22 protein-coding genes are annotated in these 23,696 nt (G+C 67.3%); 12 read left to right on the top strand and 10 right to left on the bottom strand.

Translation table 11 applies throughout. The features are described 5' to 3' along the window. Window positions 1-111 precede the first annotated feature (111 nt). The 5 genes from H9Q09_RS15230 to dctP form a co-directional block, all read right to left on the bottom strand. A complete protein-coding gene (locus H9Q09_RS15230) occupies window positions 112-606 on the bottom strand; it encodes an Lrp/AsnC family transcriptional regulator (protein ID WP_187391733.1) in 495 nt (164 codons plus the stop codon). A 79-nt stretch (window positions 607-685) separates the two neighbouring features. After that, window positions 686-1,129: a universal stress protein gene (locus H9Q09_RS15225; RefSeq protein ID WP_187391732.1), complete on the bottom strand. Its 444-nt coding sequence runs from the start codon at window positions 1,127-1,129 to the stop codon at window positions 686-688. 55 nt (window positions 1,130-1,184) lie between these two features. Then, entirely contained in the window at window positions 1,185-2,462 is a 1,278-nt protein-coding gene (locus tag H9Q09_RS15220) for a TRAP transporter large permease (RefSeq protein WP_024351109.1), read from the bottom strand. A 63-nt stretch (window positions 2,463-2,525) separates the two neighbouring features. Beyond that, window positions 2,526-3,185, bottom strand: coding sequence for a TRAP transporter small permease (locus H9Q09_RS15215; RefSeq protein ID WP_187391731.1), 660 nt, complete (start codon window positions 3,183-3,185; stop codon window positions 2,526-2,528). Window positions 3,186-3,292: 107 nt separating this feature from the next. Next, window positions 3,293-4,345 carry a TRAP transporter substrate-binding protein DctP gene (dctP, locus tag H9Q09_RS15210; protein ID WP_246716166.1) on the bottom strand — a complete coding sequence of 351 codons (1,053 nt, stop codon included), beginning with the start codon at window positions 4,343-4,345 and terminating at the stop codon, window positions 3,293-3,295. 617 nt (window positions 4,346-4,962) lie between these two features. Between dctP and H9Q09_RS15205 the strand changes: the two genes are divergently transcribed. Genes H9Q09_RS15205 through doeB form a run of 5 tightly spaced genes read left to right on the top strand, consistent with a single transcriptional unit; the run spans window position 4,963 to window position 9,935 of the window. Then, complete coding sequence (locus H9Q09_RS15205) at window positions 4,963-5,739, top strand: ectoine utilization protein EutA (RefSeq protein WP_187391730.1); 777 nt, start codon at window positions 4,963-4,965, stop codon at window positions 5,737-5,739. A gap of 4 nt (window positions 5,740-5,743) precedes the next feature. Beyond that, on the top strand, window positions 5,744-6,730 hold the full coding sequence (gene eutB / locus H9Q09_RS15200) for a hydroxyectoine utilization dehydratase EutB (RefSeq protein WP_187391729.1): 987 nt from the start codon (window positions 5,744-5,746) through the stop codon (window positions 6,728-6,730). Further along, complete coding sequence (gene eutC / locus H9Q09_RS15195) at window positions 6,730-7,722, top strand: ectoine utilization protein EutC (RefSeq protein ID WP_187391728.1); 993 nt, start codon at window positions 6,730-6,732, stop codon at window positions 7,720-7,722. Before eutB ends, eutC begins: the two co-directional genes overlap by 1 nt. 23 nt (window positions 7,723-7,745) lie before the next feature. Then, entirely contained in the window at window positions 7,746-8,927 is a 1,182-nt protein-coding gene (doeA, locus tag H9Q09_RS15190) for an ectoine hydrolase DoeA (protein WP_187391727.1), read from the top strand. A 3-nt stretch (window positions 8,928-8,930) separates the two neighbouring features. Then, window positions 8,931-9,935, top strand: a complete 1,005-nt coding sequence (gene doeB, locus H9Q09_RS15185) for a N(2)-acetyl-L-2,4-diaminobutanoate deacetylase DoeB (RefSeq protein ID WP_187391726.1) — start codon at window positions 8,931-8,933, stop codon at window positions 9,933-9,935. Window positions 9,936-9,957: 22 nt separating this feature from the next. Here doeB and H9Q09_RS15180 read toward each other — a convergent pair whose 3' ends face one another. Both H9Q09_RS15180 and H9Q09_RS15175 read right to left on the bottom strand, forming a co-directional pair. Continuing rightward, a complete protein-coding gene (locus H9Q09_RS15180) occupies window positions 9,958-10,692 on the bottom strand; it encodes a response regulator transcription factor (protein WP_187391725.1) in 735 nt (244 codons plus the stop codon). Between the two features lie 39 nt (window positions 10,693-10,731). Further along, window positions 10,732-12,663, bottom strand: coding sequence for a PAS-domain containing protein (locus H9Q09_RS15175; RefSeq protein ID WP_187391724.1), 1,932 nt, complete (start codon window positions 12,661-12,663; stop codon window positions 10,732-10,734). 206 nt (window positions 12,664-12,869) lie between these two features. On the opposite strand from H9Q09_RS15175, the gene H9Q09_RS15170 reads away from it, so the two are divergent. The 7 genes from H9Q09_RS15170 (at window position 12,870) to H9Q09_RS15140 (ending at window position 21,162) form a co-directional block, all read left to right on the top strand. After that, complete coding sequence (locus H9Q09_RS15170; RefSeq protein ID WP_024351099.1) at window positions 12,870-13,691, top strand: ABC transporter ATP-binding protein; 822 nt, start codon at window positions 12,870-12,872, stop codon at window positions 13,689-13,691. Next, window positions 13,688-15,670 carry an AMP-binding protein gene (locus H9Q09_RS15165; RefSeq protein ID WP_246716165.1) on the top strand — a complete coding sequence of 661 codons (1,983 nt, stop codon included), beginning with the start codon at window positions 13,688-13,690 and terminating at the stop codon, window positions 15,668-15,670. The genes H9Q09_RS15170 and H9Q09_RS15165 overlap by 4 nt, the downstream gene beginning before the upstream one ends. After that, complete coding sequence (locus tag H9Q09_RS15160) at window positions 15,667-16,560, top strand: branched-chain amino acid ABC transporter permease (protein ID WP_024351097.1); 894 nt, start codon at window positions 15,667-15,669, stop codon at window positions 16,558-16,560. Before H9Q09_RS15165 ends, H9Q09_RS15160 begins: the two co-directional genes overlap by 4 nt. Then, window positions 16,560-17,621 carry a branched-chain amino acid ABC transporter permease gene (locus tag H9Q09_RS15155; RefSeq protein WP_024351096.1) on the top strand — a complete coding sequence of 354 codons (1,062 nt, stop codon included), beginning with the start codon at window positions 16,560-16,562 and terminating at the stop codon, window positions 17,619-17,621. The genes H9Q09_RS15160 and H9Q09_RS15155 overlap by 1 nt, the downstream gene beginning before the upstream one ends. A gap of 108 nt (window positions 17,622-17,729) precedes the next feature. Beyond that, window positions 17,730-18,962 carry an ABC transporter substrate-binding protein gene (locus tag H9Q09_RS15150; protein WP_187391723.1) on the top strand — a complete coding sequence of 411 codons (1,233 nt, stop codon included), beginning with the start codon at window positions 17,730-17,732 and terminating at the stop codon, window positions 18,960-18,962. Window positions 18,963-19,034: 72 nt separating this feature from the next. After that, window positions 19,035-19,868, top strand: a complete 834-nt coding sequence (locus H9Q09_RS15145; RefSeq protein ID WP_187391722.1) for an ABC transporter ATP-binding protein — start codon at window positions 19,035-19,037, stop codon at window positions 19,866-19,868. Between the two features lie 55 nt (window positions 19,869-19,923). After that, window positions 19,924-21,162, top strand: coding sequence for an AMP-binding protein (locus H9Q09_RS15140; protein WP_187391721.1), 1,239 nt, complete (start codon window positions 19,924-19,926; stop codon window positions 21,160-21,162). Window positions 21,163-21,188: 26 nt separating this feature from the next. Here H9Q09_RS15140 and H9Q09_RS15135 read toward each other — a convergent pair whose 3' ends face one another. Genes H9Q09_RS15135 through H9Q09_RS15125 form a run of 3 tightly spaced genes read right to left on the bottom strand, consistent with a single transcriptional unit; the run spans window position 21,189 to window position 23,694 of the window. After that, entirely contained in the window at window positions 21,189-21,836 is a 648-nt protein-coding gene (locus tag H9Q09_RS15135) for a 2-dehydro-3-deoxy-6-phosphogalactonate aldolase (protein ID WP_187391720.1), read from the bottom strand. Then, on the bottom strand, window positions 21,833-22,747 hold the full coding sequence (locus tag H9Q09_RS15130; protein ID WP_187391719.1) for a 2-dehydro-3-deoxygalactonokinase: 915 nt from the start codon (window positions 22,745-22,747) through the stop codon (window positions 21,833-21,835). Before H9Q09_RS15130 ends, H9Q09_RS15135 begins: the two co-directional genes overlap by 4 nt. Then, window positions 22,744-23,694 (bottom strand): Gfo/Idh/MocA family oxidoreductase, encoded by a 951-nt coding sequence (locus H9Q09_RS15125; protein ID WP_187391718.1) that lies wholly within the window; start codon window positions 23,692-23,694, stop codon window positions 22,744-22,746. Before H9Q09_RS15125 ends, H9Q09_RS15130 begins: the two co-directional genes overlap by 4 nt. Between the last annotated feature and the right edge of the window lie 2 nt (window positions 23,695-23,696).

The following is a 23,696-nucleotide window of genomic DNA, read 5'->3' as shown; positions in this document are numbered from 1 at the left end:
GTCAGGAGAACGCTATCGCGTTCGCAGGCGAGACGTCGGCCATAGATCGGCCCGGGAAGCGAATTCTCTCCTGCCGAAGGGCCGCTGCGGCGATGGCTCGTCGCCCGCGCCTCAGCGCGCCGTGCCGGCGATCATCTGAATGGGGATCGGCGCCTTCTTGATCGACGTCATCACCGGATAGCTGAAGTAGCGCTTGACCCCGGAGCCGTTCGACAGAAGCCGGTCGATGATCGCCTGGTAGCTGGCGAGATCGCGGGTGACGAACTTGCAGAGATAGTCGAAGCCGCCCGACACCGAGAAGCACTCGACGATCTCCGGCACGTCGCGGATCGCCGCCTCGAAGGCCGCGAAATCCTCCGTGCGGTGGCTCTCGATCTCCATCATCACGAAGAGGACGGTGAGCGGCCCGTAGGTGCTCTCGGCAATCATCGCGCCGTAGCCCTCGATGATGCCGGCTTCTTCCAGCCGGTTCAGCCGCTCCCAGCAGGGCGTCGGCGACAGGTTCACGCGCTCCGCCAGCGTCGCCTTCGGGATCCGACCCTCCGACTGGAGGATGGTCAGGATCTTGATATCGCGGTCGTCCAGCTTGATGCGGCCCGGTGGCATGGCGAGTCCTGGTCCGAAGAGGTCGATCCCCTTCAATAGACTGCCGGTTTGGCCGGCGTCCACCGCCGAGTGATGGGTGTCAGCGCACGATCAGGCAATGCTGGGGCGCGAGCGAGGCCACCTTGTGGGACACCGAACCGAGGAGAAAGCCCTCGATGTCGCCATTGCCGCGGGCGCCGAGCACGATCAGGTCGCAGTCATGCTGCTTGGCGAAGGCAACGATGGCGCGCGAGGGCTGGCCGCGCTTGGCATAGGCGGTGACCTCCTCGACACCGGAATCGAGCGCCCGGGCCTTGGCGGCCGCGGCGATCTCGCTGGCGTAGGTCTTGAGGGAATCGTCCGGTCGCTCGGCCGGCTGCTTGACCCGGACCATGGAGAGCGAGGCTTCCAGCGGCGAGTGATGCCGATAGACGCACAAGGTGATCAGGCGCGCGCCAAAGAGCCGGCACATCTCGGATGCCACGTCGAGGGCGCGCGTGGCCATGGGGGAGCCATCCACGGGCACGAGGACCGTCTTGTACATGCATCGCCTCCAGGAGCGGTTCGGATCGTGTCGACAGGCCCCGGCCCTTCGCGGCCTAGCGGAAGGCCAGATCGCGAAGGAACAGCGCCAGCGGCGGCCATGCGATGAGCAACGCACTGACCAGGAGCAGGATGAAGATGAACGGCGGCGTACCGCGGATCACCTCGATATAGGGACGTTTGAAGATCGCGATCGCCGTGAAGATATCGCAGCCGAAGGGCGGCGTGGCCGACCCGATCGCAACCTGCAGCGTGATGATCACGCCGACCAGCACCGGGTCAAGCCCGAGACCGGAGACGAGCGGCGAGAAGATCGGCACCAGCACCAGAATGACCACGATCGGGTCGACGAACATGCAGCCGACGAAGAAGGCGATCGAGATTGCGATCAAAACGCCCACCGGCCCGGCCTCGGTGAGGCCGATCGCCCCGAGGAGCATCTGCGGGATCTGCTGGAACGAGATGACCCAGGAGAACGCCGCGCCGGCCGCGACGAGGATGAACACCACGGCGGTGATCAGGCCGGTCGACTTGGCGATGTCGAAGATGTCGCTCAGCTTCAGCGAGCGGAAGATGACCATCTCCAGAAGCAGCGCATAGCCGACGCAGACGGAGGCCGCCTCGGTCGGGCTGAAGATGCCCCCATAGATGCCGCCGACGACGATCAGCGGGAAGCCGAGCGGCCAGATCGCCGCCACCATCGCCTGGCCGCGCTCGCGCCAGGTCGATTTCGGCTCGGTCTCCAGATTGTGCATCCGCGCATAGATCACGGCATAGATCGAGAACAGGAACAGGATCAGAAGGCCCGGGCCGACACCGGCGATGAACAGTTCCGAAATCGAGGTGCCGGACACGACACCGTAGATGATCATCGCGATCGACGGCGGGATCAGCATGGCGATGTCGGAGGAATTGATGATCAGCGCCAGGGTGAAGCTGTCGCTGTAGCCGGCCTTCAGCATGCGCGGCCGCAACGGACCGCCGACGGCGACCACGGTCGCCTGGGTCGAGCCGGAGACGGCGCCGAACAGGGTACAGCTCATCGCCGTCGCGACGCCCAAACCGCCGCGCATATGGCCGACGAAGCGCATCACCATGTCGATCAGCCGGTCGGCCGAATGGCCCTTGGTGATGATGTCCGCGGCCAGGATGAACATCGGCACGGCGACCAGCGCCGCCGGCCGGATGCCGGCGATCATCTGCTGGACCATGATCTCCGGCCCGATGGGCAGGAAGAAGAAGAACCCCACCAGTGTCGCCATGAGCAGCGGCACCATCATCGGGAACCCCAGAAGCAGGAGAACCACCATGGTCGAGAGCATCGCAGTTGCCATGGATTTCCTCTGGTCAGAGCGCGCGTCGGCGGATGTTTAAGCAGGTCGACGGCGGTGGCGGCGTCAGATCTGGGTTTCGGTGTCTTCGTAGGAATCGACCACGGAGACGGACAGGTAGATTTCCGGCCGGGTCAGATTGGCCAGGGCCGTCAGCACGTACTGGATGCCAGTGATGACGAAGCCGATCGGCAGCCAGACGAGGGTCACGTAGATCGGCAGGCGTAGCACCGGCGAAATCCGGCCGGTGTCGAAGACGCTGACGACGTAGAACCAGGAGAACCAGGCGAGGACGAACATGGTCGCGGCAGTGACCAGCGCGATCACGATCATCAGGGCGCGGCGCGCCGGATCGGGCAGCTCGTCATAGATCGCCGACATGCGGATATGGCGGCCGTGGCGCGCGGCGAAGCCGATGCCGGCGAAGGTCACCAGGATGACCAGGAACTGGTTGAGTTCCTGCGAGAAGTAGAGGCTGCGCCCGAAGGCGAACCGGCCGATGACATTGGCGACCGAATTGACCGCCATCATCAGGATGCCGGCCGTCAGGATGACGGATTCCAGCACCGCGATCGACCGGTCGAGAATCTGGAAGGGCTTGAGAACGCCGGAAAAGCCGCTTTCGGGCGCGTCCGTCTTGTTGGTCGAGGAATCCTCGGAGGGCCTCGGGCCACCCAGACTTTCGGCGGGGGCGTCCGGGTCGGTCGACGGGTCGGGTCGGTTCATCGGCGTTCCATCCTATGGCGCCACACATATGCTGCCGCGCATGATGATAGCGCGGCAGCAGCTTTCGGCGACCGGCGGAACGAACCGCCGGCCGGATTCCCGTCGGATCAGCCGCCGCTGCCGACCCGCTCCTGCGAGGCCTTGATGTCGGCCTCGAAGCCGTCGAGCACGGCCTTGCCGCTGTCGCCCGTCATCTCGACGAACTTCTCGCGGACCTGCTCGGCTGCCTTGCGGAACGGCTCGCGCTGCTCGTCGGTCAGGCGCGTCACCGTCATGCTCGGCTTGGCTTCCTGGATCTTGGCGAGCGCCTCGTCCTCGAGACCCTTCTGGTAGTCGATGATGTAGTCGTAGGCGGCATCGGCCGCTTCCGTGACGAGCGCCTTGTCCTCGTCGGACAGGCCGTCATAGAAGCTCTTGTTGGCCGCCACGGCGGTGGTGAAGGTGTTGTGGCCGGTGAAGGTGATATGATCGGTCACCTCGTACATCTTCGTGGATTCCACGAAGAACATCGGGTTCTCCTGGCCCTGGATCATGTTGAGCTGCAGACCCGAGAAGGTCTCACCCCAGGGCAGCGGCGTCGCCGTCGCGCCGAAGGCGTTGTAGGTCTCTACGAGCAGCGGCGTGGTCATCACGCGGAACTTCACGCCCTCCAGATCGGCCGGCGACGTCACCGGCTCCTTGGTCGTCATCACGACCTCGCCTTCCGGGAACATGTCGATCAGGTGCAGGCTCTGCGCCTCGTAGAGCTCGGCCAGATCCTCGTTGATCGTCGGCGACGTCTTGTAGAAATCGGCCAGCACGGCCGGGTCTTCCGGCAGCACGTAAGGCATCAGGAAGACCTGCAGCTCGGGGATCAGGCTGCCGGTGAAGCCGGGCGAGGCATCGACGAACTGGATGGCGCCCATCTGGGCCAGCTCGGTGGTGTCGGCGGACTCGCCGAGGGTGCCGAACGGGAAGATGGCGACGGTGTGGTCCGAATTCGCCTCGATATGCTCCTTGAACTTCGTGGCGTAGACGCCCTGAACCTCTTCCAGCGCTTCCTCGATGGCGTATTTCCACTCGGCGGCGAAAGCCGGGCCGGCCAAAAGGGTCAGCGCGGTCGTGGCTGCGAGGGTCTTGGCCACCAGATTGCGGCGGCGCGTCTTCATCGGAATGGTCATTCAACGATCTCCGTTTCTCGGTTCGACGACAGGAGGTCAACAAACCATAGCATTCGAAATCAGCAGGAAAAGCGTAGCCCGCGAAAAATCCGCCGACGGCGCACGATCGGCAATGGAATTCAGGATCATCGCCGGCGAGATCAGTCGATCTCGGATATTTCGCCTGCTCAGCACAGGGTTCGATTGCACGAACCGTCGTGAAGCACCGGGCTCCTGCTTGAAGGGAGCCCAAGCCTGCACATCGACGACCGTCAGTCAACGTTCGCATCCTCTGGATCGCCGAAGATCAGCTTCCGAATATTATCGCGCCGTGTCGAGCGAGCGTTCGCCCGAATGCGTTCGGGCCGGCAGCAGAATACACTTCTGGCGCCAGCGAAAAAGGATGGTTCGCCTAATTGCCGGGCATGCCCAAGGCGTGATCATTTGAGCGCTGTAACGTCGGGGAACAAGCGGTTCGCGGGTTGACCGGGGCGAAGGGAAATGCGCCTTTTCGGCTCCGTGCCGCCTGGTCCGGCTTCCACCCTCGGCACCTTGCGCATGCACCGGCGGCGACGGGTTCGCAGAGAGCATCAGGCCATGGCGACAAAACTCTGTTTTCCCTGTTGAAAGTTTCTGCCATGAGCGTCCCGATCACCACCTCGGACCTGCCTCTCGCTCTCGATGAGCGGGCCTGCGAGCGCCGTGTCGGCCTGATTCTTCTGGCGACCGACCAGTCCACCGAGGCCGATTTCACGCGCATGGTCGCCTCCGACGCGATCCACGTCTTCGGCACCCGGATCGAGTTCGCCAACCCCACCACGACGGAGAACCTGCGGGCGATGAAGCCGCGCCTCGCCGCCGCGGCTGGCCTGCTCCTGCCCGGCGAGGCCTTCGACGTGATCTGCTTCTCCTGCACCTCCGGCACTGTGCTCATTGGCGACGACGAGATTGCCGCGGCGATCCATACCTCCAAGCCCGAAGCTGCCGTGGTGACCCCGCCGGCTGCCGCCGCCATGGCCCTGCGCGCCCTCGACGCCCAGAAGATCAGCGTCCTGACGCCCTATGTCGTGCCGGTCGGCGAACTGATGGCGGATTATTTCGTCGATGCCGGCTTCACGCTGGAAAACTTCACCTGCCTCGAGATGGAAGACGACGGCGACATGGCCCGGATGTCGCGGGCCAGCCTGGTCGAGGCAGCCGTCGCCGCGACCGCTTCGTCCGCCGAGGCCCTGTTCATCTCCTGCACAGCCCTGCGCTCGGCTGCCGCGGTGCCGGAGATCGAGGCGCGCATCGGCCGGCCCGTCGTCACCAGCAATCTGGCGACGGTCTGGGCGACACTTGGCCATTGCGGCGCCCTCGCCGCACGACCGGACGCCGGCCGCCTGATGGCGCGGTCCCTGCCCGCCGCCGCGTGACGCCATGGGGATCGTGACGCTCACCGACATCGAAGCTGCGGCCCGCCGGATCGAAGGCCGGATCCGGCGCACGCCGGTCGATCTTTCGCCGAGCCTGTCGGACCGTGTTGGCGTCCCGGTGCATCTGAAGCACGAGCACCGGCAGATCACCGGCGCCTTCAAACTGCGCGGCGCGACCAACGCCCTGCTCCAATTGACGCCCGAACAACGCGCGAAGGGCGTGACCGCCGCCTCGACCGGCAATCACGGCCGGGCGCTCGCCCATGCGGCGGCCGCCGAGGGCGTGCGCTGCATCGTCTGCATGTCGGCGCTGGTGCCGCGCAACAAGCTCGATGCCATCGCGGCACTGGGCGCCGAGACCCGGATCGTTGGCCGGTCGCAGGACGAGGCCCAGATCGAGGTCGACAGGCTGGTTGCCGAAGACGGCATGACCAACGTGCCGCCCTTCGATCATCCGGCCATCGTCGCGGGCCAGGGCACGATCGGGCTGGAAATCGTCGCCGACCTGCCGGAGGTCGAGACGGTGCTGGTGCCGCTGTCAGGCGGCGGTCTCGTCGCCGGCATCGCCGCGGCGGTGAAAGGCCTGCGTCCGGATGTGCGGGTGATCGCCATTTCCATGAGCCGCGGCGCTGCCATGCAGGCGAGCCTCGCCGCCGGCCATCCGGTCGAGGTAGAGGAATTGCCGACCTTCGCCGATTCCCTCGGCGGCGGCATCGGCCTTGGCAACGCCTGGACCTTCGAGGCCGTGCGCAACCTCGTCGACGAGGTGGTGCTGCTCGACGAGGCGGAGATCGCTGCCGGCATCCGCCACGCCTATACCGAGGAGCGCGAGATCGTCGAGGGCGGCGGCGCCGTCGGCATCGCGGCGCTTCTGGCCGGCAAGGTGCAGCCGAACGGGCCGACGCTGGCGCTTCTGTCGGGCCGCAACATCGACATGCAGCTGCATCGCGCCATCCTCAATGGGGCGAACACGCTGGAGGAGGCTGCCTGATGCCGCAGATGCGCATCCTCACCGAAACCGATCTGCGCGGGCTGGTGCCGCTCGATCTGGAGGCGATCGCCGCCGTCGAGGGCGCCTTCGAGGCGCTGGCGACCAAGGCCGTGGCGATGCCGCCGATCCTGCGGCTCGACATTCCCGAGCATCACGGCGAGGTCGACGTGAAGACCGCCTATGTGCCGGGCCTGTCGGGCTTTGCCGTCAAGATCAGCCCGGGCTTCTTCGACAATCCGAAGCTGGGCCTGCCGAGCGTCAACGGCATGATGGTGCTGCTGTCCTCCACCACCGGGCTGGTCGAGGCGCTGCTGCTGGACAACGGCTATCTGACCGACGTGCGCACGGCCGCGGCCGGTGCGGTCGCCGCCCGGCATCTCAGCCGGCCGGATTCCAGCGTCGCCGCGATTTTCGGAGCCGGCGTTCAGGCGCGGCTGCAGCTCAAGGCGCTGACGCTGGTGCGGCCGATCACCGAGGCGCGGATCTGGGCCCGCGACGCCGGCAAGGCGGATAGAGCGGCGGCCGAGCTTTCGGCGGAGCTGGGGATCGCGGTCACTGCTGTCGCCGACGGCGAGCGGGCCGTTGCCGGCGCCGACATCGTGGTGACGACGACCCCTTCGGAAACGCCGATCTTGATGGCGGGCTGGCTGGCACCCGGGCAGCATGTGACCGCCATGGGCTCCGACGCCGAGCACAAGAACGAGCTCGATCCCACCGCCATCGCACGCGCCGACCTCTATGTCGCCGACAGCCTGTCGCAGACCCGGCGGCTCGGCGAACTGCACCACGCGATCGCCGCCGGCGCGGTCTCTGCGGATGCGCCCTTCGCGGAACTCGGCGCCATCCTCTCCGGCCGCAATGTGGGCCGTCCTTCGACCGAGGCCCTGACGATCTGCGATCTGACCGGCACCGGCGTCCAGGACACCGCGATCGCCACACTGGCCAGCGACCGGGCGGTCGCGGCCTCTGCCGGCACATCCATTACCAGCTGACCCCTCCGACCACAGGTGCACCCATGCGTGAGCCGCGATTCAAGTTTACCCGACCCGAATATGCCGAGCGGCTGGAGAAGACCCGAGCGGCGATGGCCGCGAAGGACATCGAACTGTTGTTCGTGTCCGACCCGTCGAACATGGCATGGCTCACCGGCTATGACGGCTGGTCCTTCTACGTCCACCAGGGCGTGCTGGTACCGCCGGAGGGCGACCCGATCTGGTTCGGTCGCTCGCAGGACGCCAACGGTGCGCGGCGCACCGCCTATATCGGCAACGACAACATCGTCGGCTATGCGGATCACTACGTGCAGTCGTCGGAGCGCCACCCGATGGATTACCTCGCCACGGTGATCAAGGATCGCGGCTGGGCTAACCTCTCGATCGGCGTCGAGATGGACAATTACTGGTTCTCCGCCGCCGCCTTCCTCTCGATGCAGACCTATCTGACCGAGGCGCGCTTCGTCGACGCGACCGGCCTCGTCAACTGGCAGCGCGCGGTCAAGAGCACGCAGGAACTGGAATATATGCGCATCGCCGGGCGTATCGTCGGTGCCATGCACAAGCGCATCCTGGAGAAGGCCGAGCCGGGCATCCGCAAATGCGATCTCGTCGCCGAGATCTGGGACGTCGGCACGCGTGGCGTGGACGGCTATGGCGGCGACTATCCGGCCATCGTGCCGCTGCTGCCGTCGGGCCTCGACGCCTCGGCGCCGCACCTGACCTGGGACAATCTGCCGATGGAGCGCGGCGAAGGCACCTTCTTCGAGGTCGCCGGCTGCTACAACCGCTATCACTGCCCGCTGTCGCGCACGATCTTCCTCGGCAAGCCGCCGCAGAGCTTCCTGGACGCCGAGAAGGCGACGCTGGAGGGCATGGAGGCGGGCCTCGAGGCGGCCAAGCCCGGCAACACCTGCGAGGATCTGGCCAACGCCTTCTTCGCGGTGCTCAAGACCTACGGCATCATCAAGGACAACCGCGCCGGCTATCCGATCGGCCTGTCCTATCCGCCGGACTGGGGCGAGCGGACCATGAGCCTGCGCCCCGGCGACCGCACCGAGCTGAAGCCCGGCATGACCTTCCACTTCATGACCGGCATCTGGCAGGAGGACATGGGTATCGAGATCACCGAGTCGATTGCCATCACCGAGACCGGCTACGAGCTTCTGGCCGACGTGCCGCGCCAGCTCTTCGTGAAGGACTGAGCCATGCGGCAGGACAATCTGGCGCCCTCGCCGGTGGTGGCGACGGTCGATTTCCAGGCCGACGGCATCCAGCACGGTTTCCTGCGGATGCCCTACAGCCGCGACGATTCGGCCTGGGGCTCGGTGCTGATCCCGATCACCGTCGCCAGGAACGGCGACGGTCCGACGGCGCTCCTGACCGGCGGCAATCACGGCGACGAATATGAGGGGCCGATCGCGCTCTTCGACCTCGCCCAGCGGCTGACCCTGGAGGAAGTCACCGGCAGGGTCATCATCCTGCCGGCGATGAACTATCCGGCCTTTCGCGCCGGCACGCGCACCTCGCCGATCGACAAGGGCAATCTGAACCGGCTGTTTCCCGGCTCCCCCGTCGGCACGCCCAGCCAGAAGATCGCCGACTACGTCACCCGCTATTTGCTGCCGATGGCGCATGTCGTGCTCGACTTCCATTCCGGCGGCAAGACGCTGGATTTCCTGCCCTTCGCCGCCGCCCATGCGCTGGACGACAGCCGGCAGGAAGAGGAGTGCATCGCCGCCGTCGCCGCCTTCGGCGCCCCCTGGTCGGTAAAGATGCGCGAGATCGATGCGGTGGGCATGTTCGACACCACGGTCGAACAGCTCGGCAAGGTGTTCGTGACGACCGAACTCGGCGGCGGCGGCACGGCGACGGCCCAGAGCGCCGGCATCGCCAAGCGCGGCACCGCCAATCTCCTGCGCCATGCCGGCATCCTGTCGGGCGCTATCGAGGAACGGCCGACCCGCTGGCTCGACATGCCGTCGGACGATTGCTTCACCTTCTCCGAGATCGACGGGATGATGGAGCCGCTGGTGGATCTGGGCGACGCGGTCCGCAAGGGCCAGCCCATCGGGCGGGCCTGGCCGATCGACCGCACCGGCGTCGCGCCCTACGAATATACCGCCAAGATGGACGGCATCCTGGCGGCCCGGCATTTCCCCGGCCTCGTCAAGGCGGGCGACTGCATTGCGGTGCTCGGCGTCACCGACTGAGGGCGCGCGAACGGCCCCGCGATCAGCCGATCCAGTCGACCCGCGTCGCGAAGACATAGCCCGCACCATAGACGGTGCGCACATGGACGGGCCTCTTCGGATCCTCGTCCAGCTTCTTGCGAAGCCGCGAGACCCGCACGTCGACGCTGCGATCGAAGGCCTCTTCGCCGCTGGCGGAGAACAGCTCCAGCAGGAAGTCGCGACTGAGCACCCTGCCCTGCGCTTCCAGGAAGGCGCGCAGGAGCTCGGCGTCGGAGCGTGACAGCGGCTGCTCGGCGCCGCCGGGCGCGCGCAGGGTCAGGGAGCCGAAGTCGGCCCGCCAGCCGGCGAATTCGGCAATGTCGGTCCGCGCCGTCGCGCTGGCGCGCGGCGTCGGGGTTGCCTCCCGGTTGCGCGACGTGCGCCGCAGGACGCTGCGGATACGGGCCGCCAGTTCCAAGGGCTCGACAGGCTTGGTCAAATAATCGTCGGCGCCGCTCTCCAGCCCCTGCAACCGGTCGTCCAGCGCCCCGCGGCCACTGACGATGACGATCGGCAGGCCGTGCCGGCCGAGCTCGTCCTTCAGGAGCGCCAGGCCGTCGCCGTCGGGCAGGCCGAGATCGACGATGCACAGATCCGGCGGCGCGGCGCCGAGCTGGCGGCGGAACTCGGCGATCCGCTGGAAGGTTGCGACCACGAAGCCCTGCTCGGTCAGCTCGCGGGCGAAGACGGCGGCAAGATCGCGGTCGTCCTCGAGGATGAAGATGCGCTCATGCATCCGTCGGCACCCTGCGGGGACGGCTCGCGTCCGGCATCGTCAGGCTCCCGCCGTGAAGGCGGAGACGATGGCCCGCCGCTCGAACGGTTTCTGCAGGACGCGCACCCGCGGCGAGAGATCGGCCCTTACGCCGTCCTGGCCGAAGCCGGTCATCAGGACGATCCGCTTGCCCGGATGGCGGCGCTCGATCTCGGCGGCGAGGTCGACGCCCGACATGCCGCCCGGCATGGTGATGTCGCTGAGGACGAAGTCGATGCCGTCCACCGCTTCGAGAAGCTGCAATGCCTCGGCCCCGCCGCTCGCCTCGATCAGACGGGCCCCGCAGCCGAGGAGATCGCGCCGCAGCACCGTGCGCACCTCTTCGTCGTCGTCGACCAGCAGCACGAAGCGGTCCTTCAGCCCCTCGGTGCAGTCCAGGGCCGCATCGCTTCCGGCCGCCGTCCCGTCTTCTGCCGGCACCTCCGCGGCGGGCAGACGCAGGGTGAAAATCGTGCCCTCGCCGGGGGCGGTGTCGAGCGCCACCGTGCCATGCGAGGCGGTGACGAAGCCCTGCACCATGGTCAGGCCGAGACCGGAGCGTTCGGTGCCGGTCTTGGTGGAGAAGAAGGGTTCGAAGATCTTCCGCCGCGTGGCCTCGTCCATGCCCTTGCCGTCGTCGGCGACGACGATCACGACTGTGCCGCTCGCCGCGTCGCTTTCCGCCGCCACCCGGATACGGCCGCCGGCCAGGCAGGCATCGGCGGCGTTGACCACGAGATTGATCAGGCTGGCTTCGAGCTGGGCGGGGTCGACGAAGGCGTAAGGCGTGCAGTCGATCTCCACCGCGATGCAGGTGCCGTCATGCAGCGACGGGCGCACCAGTTCGACGATCGTGCGGATCGTCTCGCCGATATCGACCACGGCGGGCTCCAGCGGCTGGCGTCGGGCGACGGCCAGAAGCCGCCGCATCAGGTCGGCGCCACGCCGCGTGGCGCGGATGGCCGGCTCCAGCATCTCCGCTTTCAGGGCAGGATCGTCGATCTTCGCGACCAGCGGCGTCAGATTGCCGAGAATGATGGTCAGGAGATTGTTGAAGTCGTGGGCGATGCCGGACGAAAGCTGGCCGAGCGTCTCCATCTTCTGGGCCTGCAGGAGCGCCGCCGCGGCCTCCTTCTCCTTGGTGACGTTCACCGTCAGCACGTAGAAGCCGCGCGGCGTGCCGTCCGGGTCGCGGTCGGGCCGGAGGAAGGTGCGCGTGTCGAGAATCCGCCCGTCCGGAAAGGCGATCTCCTGGTCGAAGTCGAGCGCCTCGCCAGTCTTGGCGCGGGCGAAGAACGGCCGCACGCGGGCCATGGTGGCAGCGCTCAGCACCTCGTCATGGCGCCGGCCGGGAATCGCATCGGGTGACAGGCCATAGGCGCGAGCGAAGCGGCGATTGACGAAGCGGAACACCTCGTCCCGGTCGAGATAGGCGATGCCGGCCGGCACCTCGTTGGCGATCAGCCGCAGCCGTTCTTCGCTGCGGCGCAGATCCTCGGTCTGGCGCAGCAGCCGCTGTTCCAGCCGCAATTCGCGCCGGCGCTGGTCGGTGATGTCGGTATAGACGGTGGCAAAGCCCCCCTCGGGCAGCGGCCAGCCGCTGACCCGGATGACGACGCCGTTCGGCCGCGTGCGCTCCAGCGTGTGCGGCTCGAAGCGCCGCGCCGCCGCCACCCGGTCGGCGACCATCGCCTCGATGTCACCATGGCCGTATTCGCCATGGGCCGCGTTGTGGCGCACGATCGTCTCGAAATGCGTGCCCGGCTCGGCCAGCGCCTGCGGCAGGCCGACCAGTTCGACCAGCCGGCTGTTGGCGAAGACCAGCTTCAGATCCGGCCCGAACAGGGTGATTCCCTGATCCAGCCGGTCGAGCCCGGCCATCAGCATGGCGAGCGTCCCCGCCTGCCCCCGCTCGGATGCCGCGACGCCCGCGTCCCTCTGTCTTTCTCCCAACGCCGCCGATGCCTCCCTGTCCGGCCACGCGGCAGCCTAGCAAGGCGCAACCGCCATTGCATCGCTTCTGGAAAAACTCTCGCAACAATTGCCTGCCAGCGTGACACAGTGCCCTCGGGAGCGGGCATCGAAACGCGGGTCGCACGGCGCAGCAGCCGGTGCCCCGCGGACAGGTCGGCGGGCAGAGGCCGACGGGAGGATGAATTGTGACGTCAGGCGAACGCCTCCTGGAGGTCCGTGATGTCTCGCTGCGCTTCGGCGGCGTGCGCGCCCTGAGCAATGTCAGCTTTCACGTCGAGGCCGGCGAGCTGTTCTCGATCATCGGGCCGAACGGCGCCGGCAAGACCTCGATGCTCAACTGCATTTCCGGCCGCTACAAGCCGACCGAGGGCGATGTCCTCTACAAGGGCGGCTCGCTGCTGAAGCGCTCGATCAACGATCGGGCCCGCCTTGGCATCGGCCGCACCTTCCAGAACCTTGCGCTCTTCGGCCATATGAGTGTCCTCGACAACATCCTCGTCGGTCGCCACCACCGCCTGAAGAACAACCTCTTCACCGGCATGGCCTACTGGGTCGGCGGCGCCCGCACCGAGGAGCTGGCCGAGCGACGGCGGGTCGAGGAGATCATCGACTTCCTCGAGATTCAGCATGTGCGCGGCGAGCCGGCCGGCACCCTCTCCTACGGGCTGCGCAAGCGGGTCGAACTGGCCCGCGCCATGGCGATCGAGCCGGAGCTGATCCTGCTCGACGAGCCGATGGCCGGCATGAACCTGGAAGAGAAGGAAGACATCGCCCGCTACGTCGTCGCGCTGAACCAGGAATTCGGCATGACCATCGTGATGATCGAGCATGACATGGGCGTGGTCATGGACCTCTCTGACAGGGTGATCGTGCTCGATTTCGGCAAGGTGATCTCCGCCGGCACGCCCGACGCGGTGCTGGCCGACGAACACGTCAAGCGCGCCTATCTCGGCGAGGACGACGAGACGCTGGACGCGCTGGCTGCCGAGACGGGAGAACCGGCATGACCGCCCCCCTCGCCATCAGCGGATCGGAGCTGCCTTGGCCGGACGACACGCCGGAGGTGAAACAGGCCGCCGGTCTCGACACCCTGCCGAAGCTTCTCGCTCACAACGCCCTGCTGCACCCCAAGGCCATAGCCCAGCGCGAGAAGGAATTCGGCATCTGGGTGCCCTATGACTGGGAGAGTGTCGAGACGCATGTCGCGCGCATGGCCGTCGGCTTCGCCGGCCTCGGCCTCGGGCCCGGCGACATCGTCGCGCTGATCGGCGACAACCGGCCGGAATGGGTCTGGGGCGAGGTCGCCGCCCATGCCTGCCGGGCGATGAGCCTCGGCATCTATCGCGACGCGCTGGAAGAGGAGATCCGCTACCTCTTCGACTATGCCCAGCCGAAGATCGTCGTGGCCGAGGACGAGGAGCAGGTCGACAAGCTGCTGGCCCTCGGCGACGCCATCCCGAGCGTCGTGGCCATCGTCTACACCGACCCGCGCGGCATGCGGAAATACGACGATCCGCGGCTGATCCCGATCGAGACGCTGGAGGCGGCCGGCAAGGACGCGCTCGACCTCTCCCCCAATCTGTGGCGCGACATGGTCGGCGCGACCCGCGGCGAAGACGTCGCGATCCTGTGCACCACCTCCGGCACCACCGCCCATCCCAAGCTCGCCATGTGGACAGGCACCGCCTTCATCGGCCATGCGGCCAGCTATCTTCGGGCCGATCCGCGCGGACCGGACGACGAATATGTGGCGGTGCTGCCGCTCTCCTGGGTGATGGAGCAGATGTATTCCGTCGCCTGGAACTTCCTTGCCCGGATGAAGGTGAACTTCCCCGAGGAAGAGCAGACCACCATGGCCGATCTGCGCGAGATCGGGCCGACCTTCGTCCTGTTTTCGCCGCGCGTCTGGGAGACGGTCGCCGCCGACATCCGCGCCCGGATCATGGACAGCAAGCGCTGGAAGCGGGCGATCTACGACTGGGGCGTCGCCAAGGGGATGGCCGCGGTCGAGCATGGCGGCCATTCGGGCGCCGCCGACCTTCTCCTGTTCCGGCACCTGCGCGACCGGCTGGGCTTCACCAACCTGAAATCCGCAGCCACCGGCGGCGCCGCCATGGGGCCCGACACCTTCCGCTTCTTCCAGGCCATGGGCGTGCCGCTTAAGCAGCTCTACGGCCAGACCGAGGCGATGGGCGCCCATACCATCCACAAGGACGGCGAGGTCGACAACGAGACGGTGGGCTATCCGATGCCCGGCTGCGCGCTGAAGATCCGCGACCCCGATCCAGAAGGGCTCGGCGAGGTGCTGGTGAAGCATCCCAACATGATGAGCGGCTACTACCGCAACGAGGCCGATTCCGCGGCCAGCCTCGATGCCGAGGGCTGGTTCCAGACCGGCGACGCCGGCTACCTGACCGAGAAGCGCCACCTCGTTGTCATCGACCGAATCAAGGATCTGGCGACGACCGCCAAGGGCGTGCGCTTCTCGCCGCAATTCATCGAGAACAAGCTGAAATTCTCGACCTATGTCGCCGAGGCCGTGATCCTCGGCAACCGGCGGGACTATCTGACCGCGATGATCTGCATCCGCTTCCCGATCATCTCGAAATGGGCGGAGGAGCGGCGGATCTCTTTCACCACCTATTCCGACCTCGCCGCCCGCCGCGAGGTCTACGACCTCCTGCGCGCCGAGGTGGAGCGGGTCAATGCGACGCTGCCCGCCCAGCAGCGGATCGCCCGGTTCCTGCTGCTCTACAAGGAGCTCGACGCCGACGACGGCGAGCTGACCCGCACCAAGAAGGTCCGGCGCAGCGTGATTGCCGAGAAATACGAGGACATCATCGCCCGCCTCTATTCCGGCGCCGACCACGTCGACGTCGACACGGTGATCCACTTCCAGGACGGCTCGAAGCAGCGGATCGTCACGACGTTGCCGATCGAGACGCTGGTGCCGGATGCGGGCCACAGGCAGGAGGCAGCCGAATGAACACCGAACTCCTTCTCCAGCTCGTCATCAACGGCGTCATCGTCGGCATGCTCTACGGCATCGTCGCGATGTGCTTCGTGCTGATCTACAAATCGACCCAGGTGGTGAATTTCGCGCAGGGCGAATTCGTCGTCCTCGGCGCCTGGGTGTGCCTCGCCCTCGTCGTCTCCCTCGGCCTGCCCTTCTGGCTGGCCTTCATCTTCTCCCTCGTCTTCATGACGCTGTTCGGCATCCTGGTGCAGGTGCTGTTGCTGCGCCCGCTGGTCGGCGAACCGGTGATCTCCGTCATCATGGCGACCATCGGCCTGTCGATCTTCATGCGGGCGCTGATGAACTGGATCTTCGGCAATAACGCGGTGCGCTTCCCGCAGGTCTTCGACCGGAGCACCGTCTCCATCGGCGGCCTCAACGTCGAGACCGCCTATCTGATGAGTCTCGTCCTGTCGCTCATCGTCATGGTGATGTTCTTCTGGTTCTTCCGCTATTCGCGCTGGGGGCTCGCCATGCGCGCCACCGCCTACAACCAGCAGGTCGCCCAGTCGCTCGGCGTCAATGTCGGCCGCGTCTTCGCCATGGCCTGGGCCATCTCGGCGGTGGTCTCGGGCATCGCCGGCGTCGTCATCGGCCTCGTCAGCGCCGTGTCCAACTCGCTGGCGATCATCGGCATCAAGGTGTTTCCGGCGGTGATCGTCGGCGGCCTCGATTCCATCGTCGGGGCGATCGTCGGCGGCCTGACCATCGGGCTCCTGGAGAACCTCGCCGAATTCGTCGACGGCCAGTATCTGCAGGTCGGCAACATGTACCAGGTCGCGCCCTTCTACGTCCTGATCGTGATCCTGATGATCCGTCCCTACGGGCTGTTCGGCACGCCCGACATCGAGCGCATCTGATGGCCCACGTTCCCAATCCGCGCCCGGCCGGCGACTTCCGCACCAGCTACAAGGCGGACCAGTCGCTGTTCCGCACCCATTTCGAGCAATGGGCGGTGGTCACCCTCGTCGTGCTGGTGGCGCTGATGCCGCTGGTCTTCGGCGGCTATGTCCTGTCGCAGATGATCCTGATCGGCATCTACGGGATCGCCGCTTTGGGCCTCAACGTCCTTACCGGCATGACCGGACAGATCTCGCTCGGCCACGGCGCGTTCTTCGGCTTCGGCGCCTTTGCTTCGGCCTGGATCGCCTCCAAGGGCATTCCGGTGCTCATCGCCATCCCGCTGGCCGGCCTTATGACGACCGCGGTCGGCATGATCTTCGGCATTCCGGCGGCGCGACTGAAGGGCCTGTACCTGGCCATCGCCACCCTCGCCTCGCAGTTCATCCTGGAGGATTTCTTCGGCCGGGCGGCGTGGTTCACGGGCGGCCCCTACGGCTCGCTCGCCGAGACTGCGACCCTGTTCGGCTTTCCGCTGAACACCGACGAGCGCTATTTCTACCTCGTCCTGTTCTGGGTGGTGATCTGCTTCCTGGCGGTGGCCAATCTGGCCCGCACCCGCGACGGCCGGGCGCTGGTGGCGGTGCGCGACCATTATCTCTCGGCCGAGATCATGGGCATCAACCTGACCCGCTACCGGATCATGTCCTTCGGCATCTCCAGCTTCTTTGCCGGCATCGGCGGCGCCCTCTACGGCCACTATCTCGGCTTCGTCTCCGGTGAGGGCTTCACCATTCTCCTGTCGATCGAGTTCCTGGCGATGATCATCATCGGCGGCCTCGGCTCGGTCTCGGGATCGCTGCTCGGCGCGGCCTTCATCCTACTCCTGCCGCAGGTGATGGAGATCTTCGCCAACGGCCTCGCCGACGTGTTTCCCGCCATCGCCCAGGGCACCGCCTACATCAAGCAGATGTCGGTGGGTGCGGCGATCATCCTGTTCCTCGTGCTCGAGCCGGAAGGGCTTGTCCATCGCTGGCGGCTGATGCGAGCCAGCTGGAAGCTCTTCCCCTTCTCGCACTAGCCATCCCGCCCCGAACCCGGCGTCAGACCGGACGGGGCACCCCGGGTCCGGCGGGCTTCGCGGCACCGCCGCCTTCGGATCGAACCAGTCCGCGAACGGGAGGAAGACATGACCAAACTGAAGATCCTGGCCGGCGCGGCGCTTGCCGCCGGCACCATGCTCGGCACCGCGCAGGCGCAGGACAGCGTGCTCGTCGGCCATCTCGCCGACTATACCGGCCCGACCTCCTTCGTCGGCAAGCAGTATGCGCCGGGCGTGACCGACGCCTTCAAGCAGATCAACGCCGATGGCGGCATCGACGGCACCATGGTCGAGCTCGACACGGTCGACTACGCATACAAGGTCCCCGAGGCGATCTCGCTCTACAAGCGCTGGATCGGCAACGGCATGGTCGCGCTGCAGGGCTGGGGCACCGCCGACACCGAGGCGCTGATCACCTTTATCACCCGCGACGAGATCCCCAATATCTCCGGCTCCTATTCGGCGCATCTCACCGATCCGAGCGGCAAGAACCCCAATACCAAGCTGCCGGCACCGTTCAACTTCTTCTACGGGCCGTCCTATTCCGACGCCTGCCGGGCGCTGGTGCAGTGGGCCTCCGAGGACGCCAAGGCGAAGGGGATCGACAACCCGACCTTCGTCCATACCGGCGACAACCATCCCTATCCGAACGCCCCCAAAGAAGCCTGCGCCGCCTATGCCGAGGAGCTCGGCATGACCGTCGCGCCGCCGGTGGTGGTGCCGCTGGCGCCGGGCGACTTCAAGGCCCAGTGCCTGACCATCAAGGATACCGGTGCCCAGTACGTCTACATGGGCAATCTCGGCGGCTCGGTCGTCTCGCTGATCAAGTCCTGCAACACGGTCGGCGTCGAGGCGACCTACATGGGCAACCCCTGGGCCGGCGACTACCAGACGGTGGAAGCGGCCGAGGCGCAGAACCTGATCTTCCCAACCTCGACGCCGTTCTACGGCGCTGACGTACCGGGCATGGCTCTGGTCAAGACCATCCTCGAAAACGGCGGCGGGCAGGTCGGGGACCGGCCGACCCACCATTACCTGCGCGGCGTCTGCGCGGCCTACTACATGAAGGAAGCCATGGAGTGGGCGAAGGCCAATGGCGGCATCACCGGCAAGGGCATCCGTGACGGCATGTACCAGAAGAGCGAATGGGTGCCCGAGGGGCTGGAAGGCGTGTGCCTGCCCTCGACCTGGACGCCCGAGGATCATCGCGGCCTGATGACCGTGGCGATCAACTCCGGCTCGATGACCGACGGCAAGGCGGAGATCAAGGAGATCGCCGAGATCCACCTGCCGCGCCGCGACGACTGGCTCGGCCAGTAAGCCCGGCCGCATCGGCCGGGGCGCTTGCCGCCCCGGCCGGCCGCACCCAGGGAAACGAAAAGGGTCGCCCCCATGACCGTCGCAGAGCCGCTCTCCGCTCCCCAGCCCGCAACGGCGCCGACCGAGGACATTCTCGCCCTCAACAATGTCGAGGTGGTCTTCAACGACGTCATCCTCGTCCTGCGCGGCATGTCGATGGCTGCCAAGCGCGGACAGATCACAGCCCTGCTGGGTGCCAACGGCGCCGGCAAGTCGACGACGCTGAAGGCGATCGCCGGCCTGCTGCACACCGAGGATGGCGCCATCACCCGCGGCTCGGTGTCCTATGAGGGCCAGGACATCACCCGCATGTCGCCGGACCAGAAGGTCTGCAACGGCATCTTCCTGGTCATGGAAGGCCGCGGCATCGTCCAGGACATGACGATCACCGAGAACCTGCGGCTCGGCGCATTCACCCGTCCGAAGGCCAATATCCGCGAGGAGATCGAACAGGTCTACGAATTCTTCCCGCGGCTGCGCGAGCGCAGCGGCCTCGCCGGCTATCTGTCGGGCGGCGAGCAGCAGATGCTGGCGATCGGCCGGGCGCTGATGGCCAAGCCGAAGCTGATCCTGATGGACGAGCCGTCCATGGGACTGTCGCCGCTGCTGGTGAAGGAGGTGTTCGGCATCATCCGGCGGCTGAACCGCGAGCTCGGCATCTCGATCCTGCTGGTCGAGCAGAACGCCAACATGGCGCTGAAGGCGGCGGACTACGGCTACATCATGGAGAACGGCAAGATCGTCCTCGACGGCACCGGCGCCGAGCTCGCCGACAACGAGGACGTCAAGGAATTCTACCTCGGCGGCGGCGAGCGGCGCTCGTTCAAGAACGTTAAGAGCTTCCGCCGGCGCAAGAGATGGCTGTGACGGCGCCGCACGCCCTGCCCCCGACCTGCACAGAACGATCCCGGAAGGCTCCGGCATGAGCGACTATCTCGACGACCGCGAGACCCGCGCCCCCGCCGCCCGCGAGGCCAACCTGTTCGAGCGGCTGCGCGTACAGTTGCGGCATGCGATCGACACCTCGCCGCACTACGCCGGCAGCCTGGCGGGCATCGATCCCGACACCATCGGCAACCGGGCGGCGCTTGCGGCCCTGCCGGTCCTCTACAAGTCCGACCTGATCGAGATGCAGGAGGCCCGTCCGCCCTTTGGCGGGCTGACGCCGCGCGGCGCCGGCGGTTTTCGCCGGCTGTTCCTGTCGCCCGGCCCGATCGTCGAGCCGGAGGCCGAACACGAACACTGGCGCATGGCCCGGGCACTTTATGCCGCCGGCTTTCGTCGCAGCGACATCGTCGCCAATTGCTTCGCCTACCATCTGACGCCGGCGGGCTTCATGTTCGATCACGCTGCCGCCGCGATCGGCTGCGCGGTGTTTCCGGGCGGCGTCGGCAATACGGAGACGCAGGTCGAGGCCTTCGCGAAGCTTCGCGTCGGCGGCTATATCGGGACGCCGGACTTCCTGAAGATCATCCTGGAAAAGGCCGATGCGGCCGGCGTGGCGCTCAGCTCGGTGACCAGGGCGCTGGTCAGTGGCGGGCCGCTGTTTCCCAATCTGCGGCAATGGTACGCCGAACGCGGCATCGCGGTGCGCCAGTGCTACGGCACCGCCGAGCTCGGCCTGATCGCCTATGAGGCGGCCGGCCCCGGCGACGGCATGGTGATCGACGAGGATGCGCTGGTGGAGATCGTGCGCCCCGGCACCGGCGATCCGGTCCCCGACGGCGAGGTCGGCGAGGTCGTGGTGACCACCTTCAACGCCGCCTACCCGCTGATCCGCTTTTCCACCGGCGACCTGTCGGCGGTGATGACCGGGCAGAGCCCCTGCGGGCGCACCAACCGCCGGCTGAAGGGCTGGATGGGCCGGGCCGACCAGACCACCAAGGTGCGCGGCATGTTCGTGCATCCGCGCCAGGTCGCCAACATCGTCCGGCGCTTCCCGCAGATCGCCCGGGCGCGGCTGGAGGTCGGCGAGGATGGCGGGCGCGACACGCTGCTGCTGCATATCGAGAGCGCCGAGCGCGGCGCGGCCTTCGCCGAGACGGTGGCCGAGGCGATCCGCGCCGAATGCCGGGTCCGCGGCGAGGTCGCCTTCGCCGAGGCCGGCGCCCTGCCCAATGACGGCAAGGTTATCGACGACAAGCGCGCCCTCGGCGTCTGAGCCGGGGGCCGTTGGCTGAAAGGCGCCTACTGTCCCGCGGGGAACGCCGCGTCATAGGCGGCGACCGCCTTGTCGGCGCGCGCGCGCACCGTCGCCGCATCGTCGCCCGGCTTGTAGAGCGACGAGCCGAGCCCGAAATGCCGGACGCCGATGGCGCCATAGGCGGCAAAGTCCGCTTCCGAGACGCCGCCGACGGCGCCCACCGCAAGGCCCTTGGGCAGCACGGCGCTGATCGCCTTGATGCCGTTCGGCCCGAGGACGTTCGCCGGGAAGAATTTCAGCGCCGAGGCGCCCGCCGCCGCCGCTGCCAGCGCCTCGGTCGGGGTGAAGACGCCGGGCATGGTCACCATGCCGTGGACCGCCGCGCGATGCAGCACCGCCGGGTCGACATTCGGGCTGACCAGCAGCCGGCCGCCTGCCGCGTGCAGCCGGTCGGTGTCGTCCGGCGTCAGCACGGTGCCGGCGCCGATCAGCACGCCATCCGGCGCCATGCGGGCCGCGGCGGCGATCGAGGTGAAGGCGTCCGGCGAGTTCAGCGGAATCTCGATGGCCTCGAAGCCGGCCTCCAGCAGCGCTCCGACGACCGGCTCGCAATCGTCCGGCGTCAGGCCACGCAGGATCGCGACGAGGTCGCGCTTCAGCGTCGGCCATAGAGCGGAGCGAAGGTCGGTCATGCGAGAATCTCCCTGGCGGCGGCGAAGAGGCCGCGGCGCACCGCCGCGTCCGCATCGGCGGCCACGGCTTCGATGCCCGCCAGTTCGCATGCCACCGTATAGATGTCGAGGAGCTGCCCGGAGGCCACCAGCGTGACCGCCGGCGTCGCGCCGAAGCGGCTGCGGGCGCCGGCGAATTCGAGGCCGAGAACGAGGCCGGAGAGTTGCGATCCGCCGTCGCCGCCCGCACCGACATCGAGGAGCCCCCCGGCGCGGATCGCGAACATGCGGTTGGTGGCTTCGGCGGGCGATTCCAGCCCGGCGCGGAAGCCGTCGGCAAAACCGGCCCGATCGAAGGGCGCGGCGGGATCGGCCACCGAATGGCGCAAGATCGTGTGCTTCGCCACCGCAGCGAAGAGGTCACCGGTGATGAAGGTGGCAAAGCCGGCAATGCGGCCCGCCTCCAGCGCGACCCATTTGGAATGGGTGCCCGGCATGCAGACGAGATCGCGGCCGCCCTCGCCGCCGGCCCGCTCGGGCAGGCCGAGGATCTGGGTTTCCTCGCCGCGCATGACATCCGGCGTCGACGCATTGCGCTGTGCGACGCCGGGCAGAATGTGCACCGAACGCTCGAGGCCCGGCACGCGGCAGGCGCTGGCGGCGATGGAAGCGGCGGTCGCCGGGGTCTCGACATAGGGCGCCTCGACCCAGCCCTGGCGCGCACCGACCATGCCGCAGGCGATGACCGGCAGATCGGCGGCTGCGCCGACGGCCGACAGATGCGCGTCAAGGATGGCGGCAAAGCCGTCCGGCCCGGCGGCGAGCATGCCCTCGCCGCTGCGGCGTTCGGCAAGGATCTCGCCGGCGGCGTCCAGCAGCCAGAGACGGAAGCTGGTGGTGCCCCAGTCGACGGCCGCGCAATAGGCGTTCATGCAGTCTCCCGGTTCGGTTGGTCGTGGAACGGCTCGACCGTCAGATGACGGCCCAGCATGAACGCGTCGGCGACATGGCGGAGCGGCGCGAGATCCACGTCGGACCCGCCGCTCGCCACCAGTTCGGCGAAGCGTGCATAGATGCCGTCATATTCGGCTTCGGCCTGATCGACCACCGATTCCCCGTCGATCCACAGGCGCGCGCCGCCCGACGACAGGAGAAGATCGCCGGCATCGGTGCCGACATGGATGTCCCAGGTCTGCGGACCGGTCTGGCGCCAGTCGAATTCGGCATTCATCGCCGCACCGGACGCGCCGGCAAAGCGCAGCGAGGCGGCGATGGGCGCGGCGCGGTTCTCGGGGAAGGACAGTTCGCCGCCGGTCAGGAAGACCGGCTCCGGCAGGATGTCGGTGACGATCGACAGGGCATTGATGCCCGGATCGAAGACGCCGAGCCCGCCCGGCTCCCAGATCCAGTCCTGGCCCGGATGCCAGTGGCGGACATCTTCCTTCCATTCCACCCGCACCGATCGCACCTGCCGTCCGGCAAGCCATTTGCGCGCCGGCGCGACGCCGGGGGCAAAGCGCGAATGCCAGGTGGCGAACAGGCTGACGCCTTGCGTCTCCGCCAGATCGGCCAGATGCGCGACCTCTGACAGGGTGGCGCCGGGCGGCTTTTCCAGCAGCACGTGCTTGCCCCGGCGCAGCGCATCGGCCGCCATGGCATGACGCACCTGGGGCGGCACGCAGAGGGCGACCGCATCGATCTGCGGCATGGCGTCGAGCATCTCGGCGGGCGTCGCAAAGCGCGCCACCCCGTCGACAGATGCGCTGCGGCTTGCCGTTGCGACGAGTTCGAAGGCCGGGTTGCGGCCGATCGAGGGAATGTGCTGGTCGCGGGCGATCTTGCCGACGCCGACAAGGCCGAGCCGGATCGGCGCGGTCATCG

Source organism: Aurantimonas sp. DM33-3, assembly GCF_014334315.1.
Classification (GTDB): domain Bacteria; phylum Pseudomonadota; class Alphaproteobacteria; order Rhizobiales; family Rhizobiaceae; genus Aurantimonas; species Aurantimonas coralicida.
The sequence above is the reverse complement of the archived record's forward strand: the minus strand, read 5'-3'. Positions and strand labels throughout refer to the sequence as shown.

Bases quoted from the DNA above. Each gene is read 5' to 3' on its own strand.
- H9Q09_RS15230 (WP_187391733.1), bottom strand. From the start codon at position 606: ATGCCACCGGGCCGCATCAAGCTGGACGACCGCGATATCAAGATCCTG.
- H9Q09_RS15225 (WP_187391732.1), bottom strand. From the start codon at position 1,129: ATGTACAAGACGGTCCTCGTGCCCGTGGATGGCTCCCCCATGGCCACG.
- H9Q09_RS15220 (WP_024351109.1), bottom strand. From the start codon at position 2,462: ATGGCAACTGCGATGCTCTCGACCATGGTGGTTCTCCTGCTTCTGGGG.
- H9Q09_RS15215 (WP_187391731.1), bottom strand. From the start codon at position 3,185: ATGAACCGACCCGACCCGTCGACCGACCCGGACGCCCCCGCCGAAAGT.
- dctP (WP_246716166.1), bottom strand. From the start codon at position 4,345: ATGACCATTCCGATGAAGACGCGCCGCCGCAATCTGGTGGCCAAGACC.
- H9Q09_RS15205 (WP_187391730.1), top strand. From the start codon at position 4,963: ATGAGCGTCCCGATCACCACCTCGGACCTGCCTCTCGCTCTCGATGAG.
- eutB (WP_187391729.1), top strand. From the start codon at position 5,744: ATGGGGATCGTGACGCTCACCGACATCGAAGCTGCGGCCCGCCGGATC.
- eutC (WP_187391728.1), top strand. From the start codon at position 6,730: ATGCCGCAGATGCGCATCCTCACCGAAACCGATCTGCGCGGGCTGGTG.
- doeA (WP_187391727.1), top strand. From the start codon at position 7,746: ATGCGTGAGCCGCGATTCAAGTTTACCCGACCCGAATATGCCGAGCGG.
- doeB (WP_187391726.1), top strand. From the start codon at position 8,931: ATGCGGCAGGACAATCTGGCGCCCTCGCCGGTGGTGGCGACGGTCGAT.
- H9Q09_RS15180 (WP_187391725.1), bottom strand. From the start codon at position 10,692: ATGCATGAGCGCATCTTCATCCTCGAGGACGACCGCGATCTTGCCGCC.
- H9Q09_RS15165 (WP_246716165.1), top strand. From the start codon at position 13,688: ATGACCGCCCCCCTCGCCATCAGCGGATCGGAGCTGCCTTGGCCGGAC.
- H9Q09_RS15160 (WP_024351097.1), top strand. From the start codon at position 15,667: ATGAACACCGAACTCCTTCTCCAGCTCGTCATCAACGGCGTCATCGTC.
- H9Q09_RS15155 (WP_024351096.1), top strand. From the start codon at position 16,560: ATGGCCCACGTTCCCAATCCGCGCCCGGCCGGCGACTTCCGCACCAGC.
- H9Q09_RS15150 (WP_187391723.1), top strand. From the start codon at position 17,730: ATGACCAAACTGAAGATCCTGGCCGGCGCGGCGCTTGCCGCCGGCACC.
- H9Q09_RS15145 (WP_187391722.1), top strand. From the start codon at position 19,035: ATGACCGTCGCAGAGCCGCTCTCCGCTCCCCAGCCCGCAACGGCGCCG.
- H9Q09_RS15140 (WP_187391721.1), top strand. From the start codon at position 19,924: ATGAGCGACTATCTCGACGACCGCGAGACCCGCGCCCCCGCCGCCCGC.
- H9Q09_RS15135 (WP_187391720.1), bottom strand. From the start codon at position 21,836: ATGACCGACCTTCGCTCCGCTCTATGGCCGACGCTGAAGCGCGACCTC.
- H9Q09_RS15130 (WP_187391719.1), bottom strand. From the start codon at position 22,747: ATGAACGCCTATTGCGCGGCCGTCGACTGGGGCACCACCAGCTTCCGT.
- H9Q09_RS15125 (WP_187391718.1), bottom strand. From the start codon at position 23,694: ATGACCGCGCCGATCCGGCTCGGCCTTGTCGGCGTCGGCAAGATCGCC.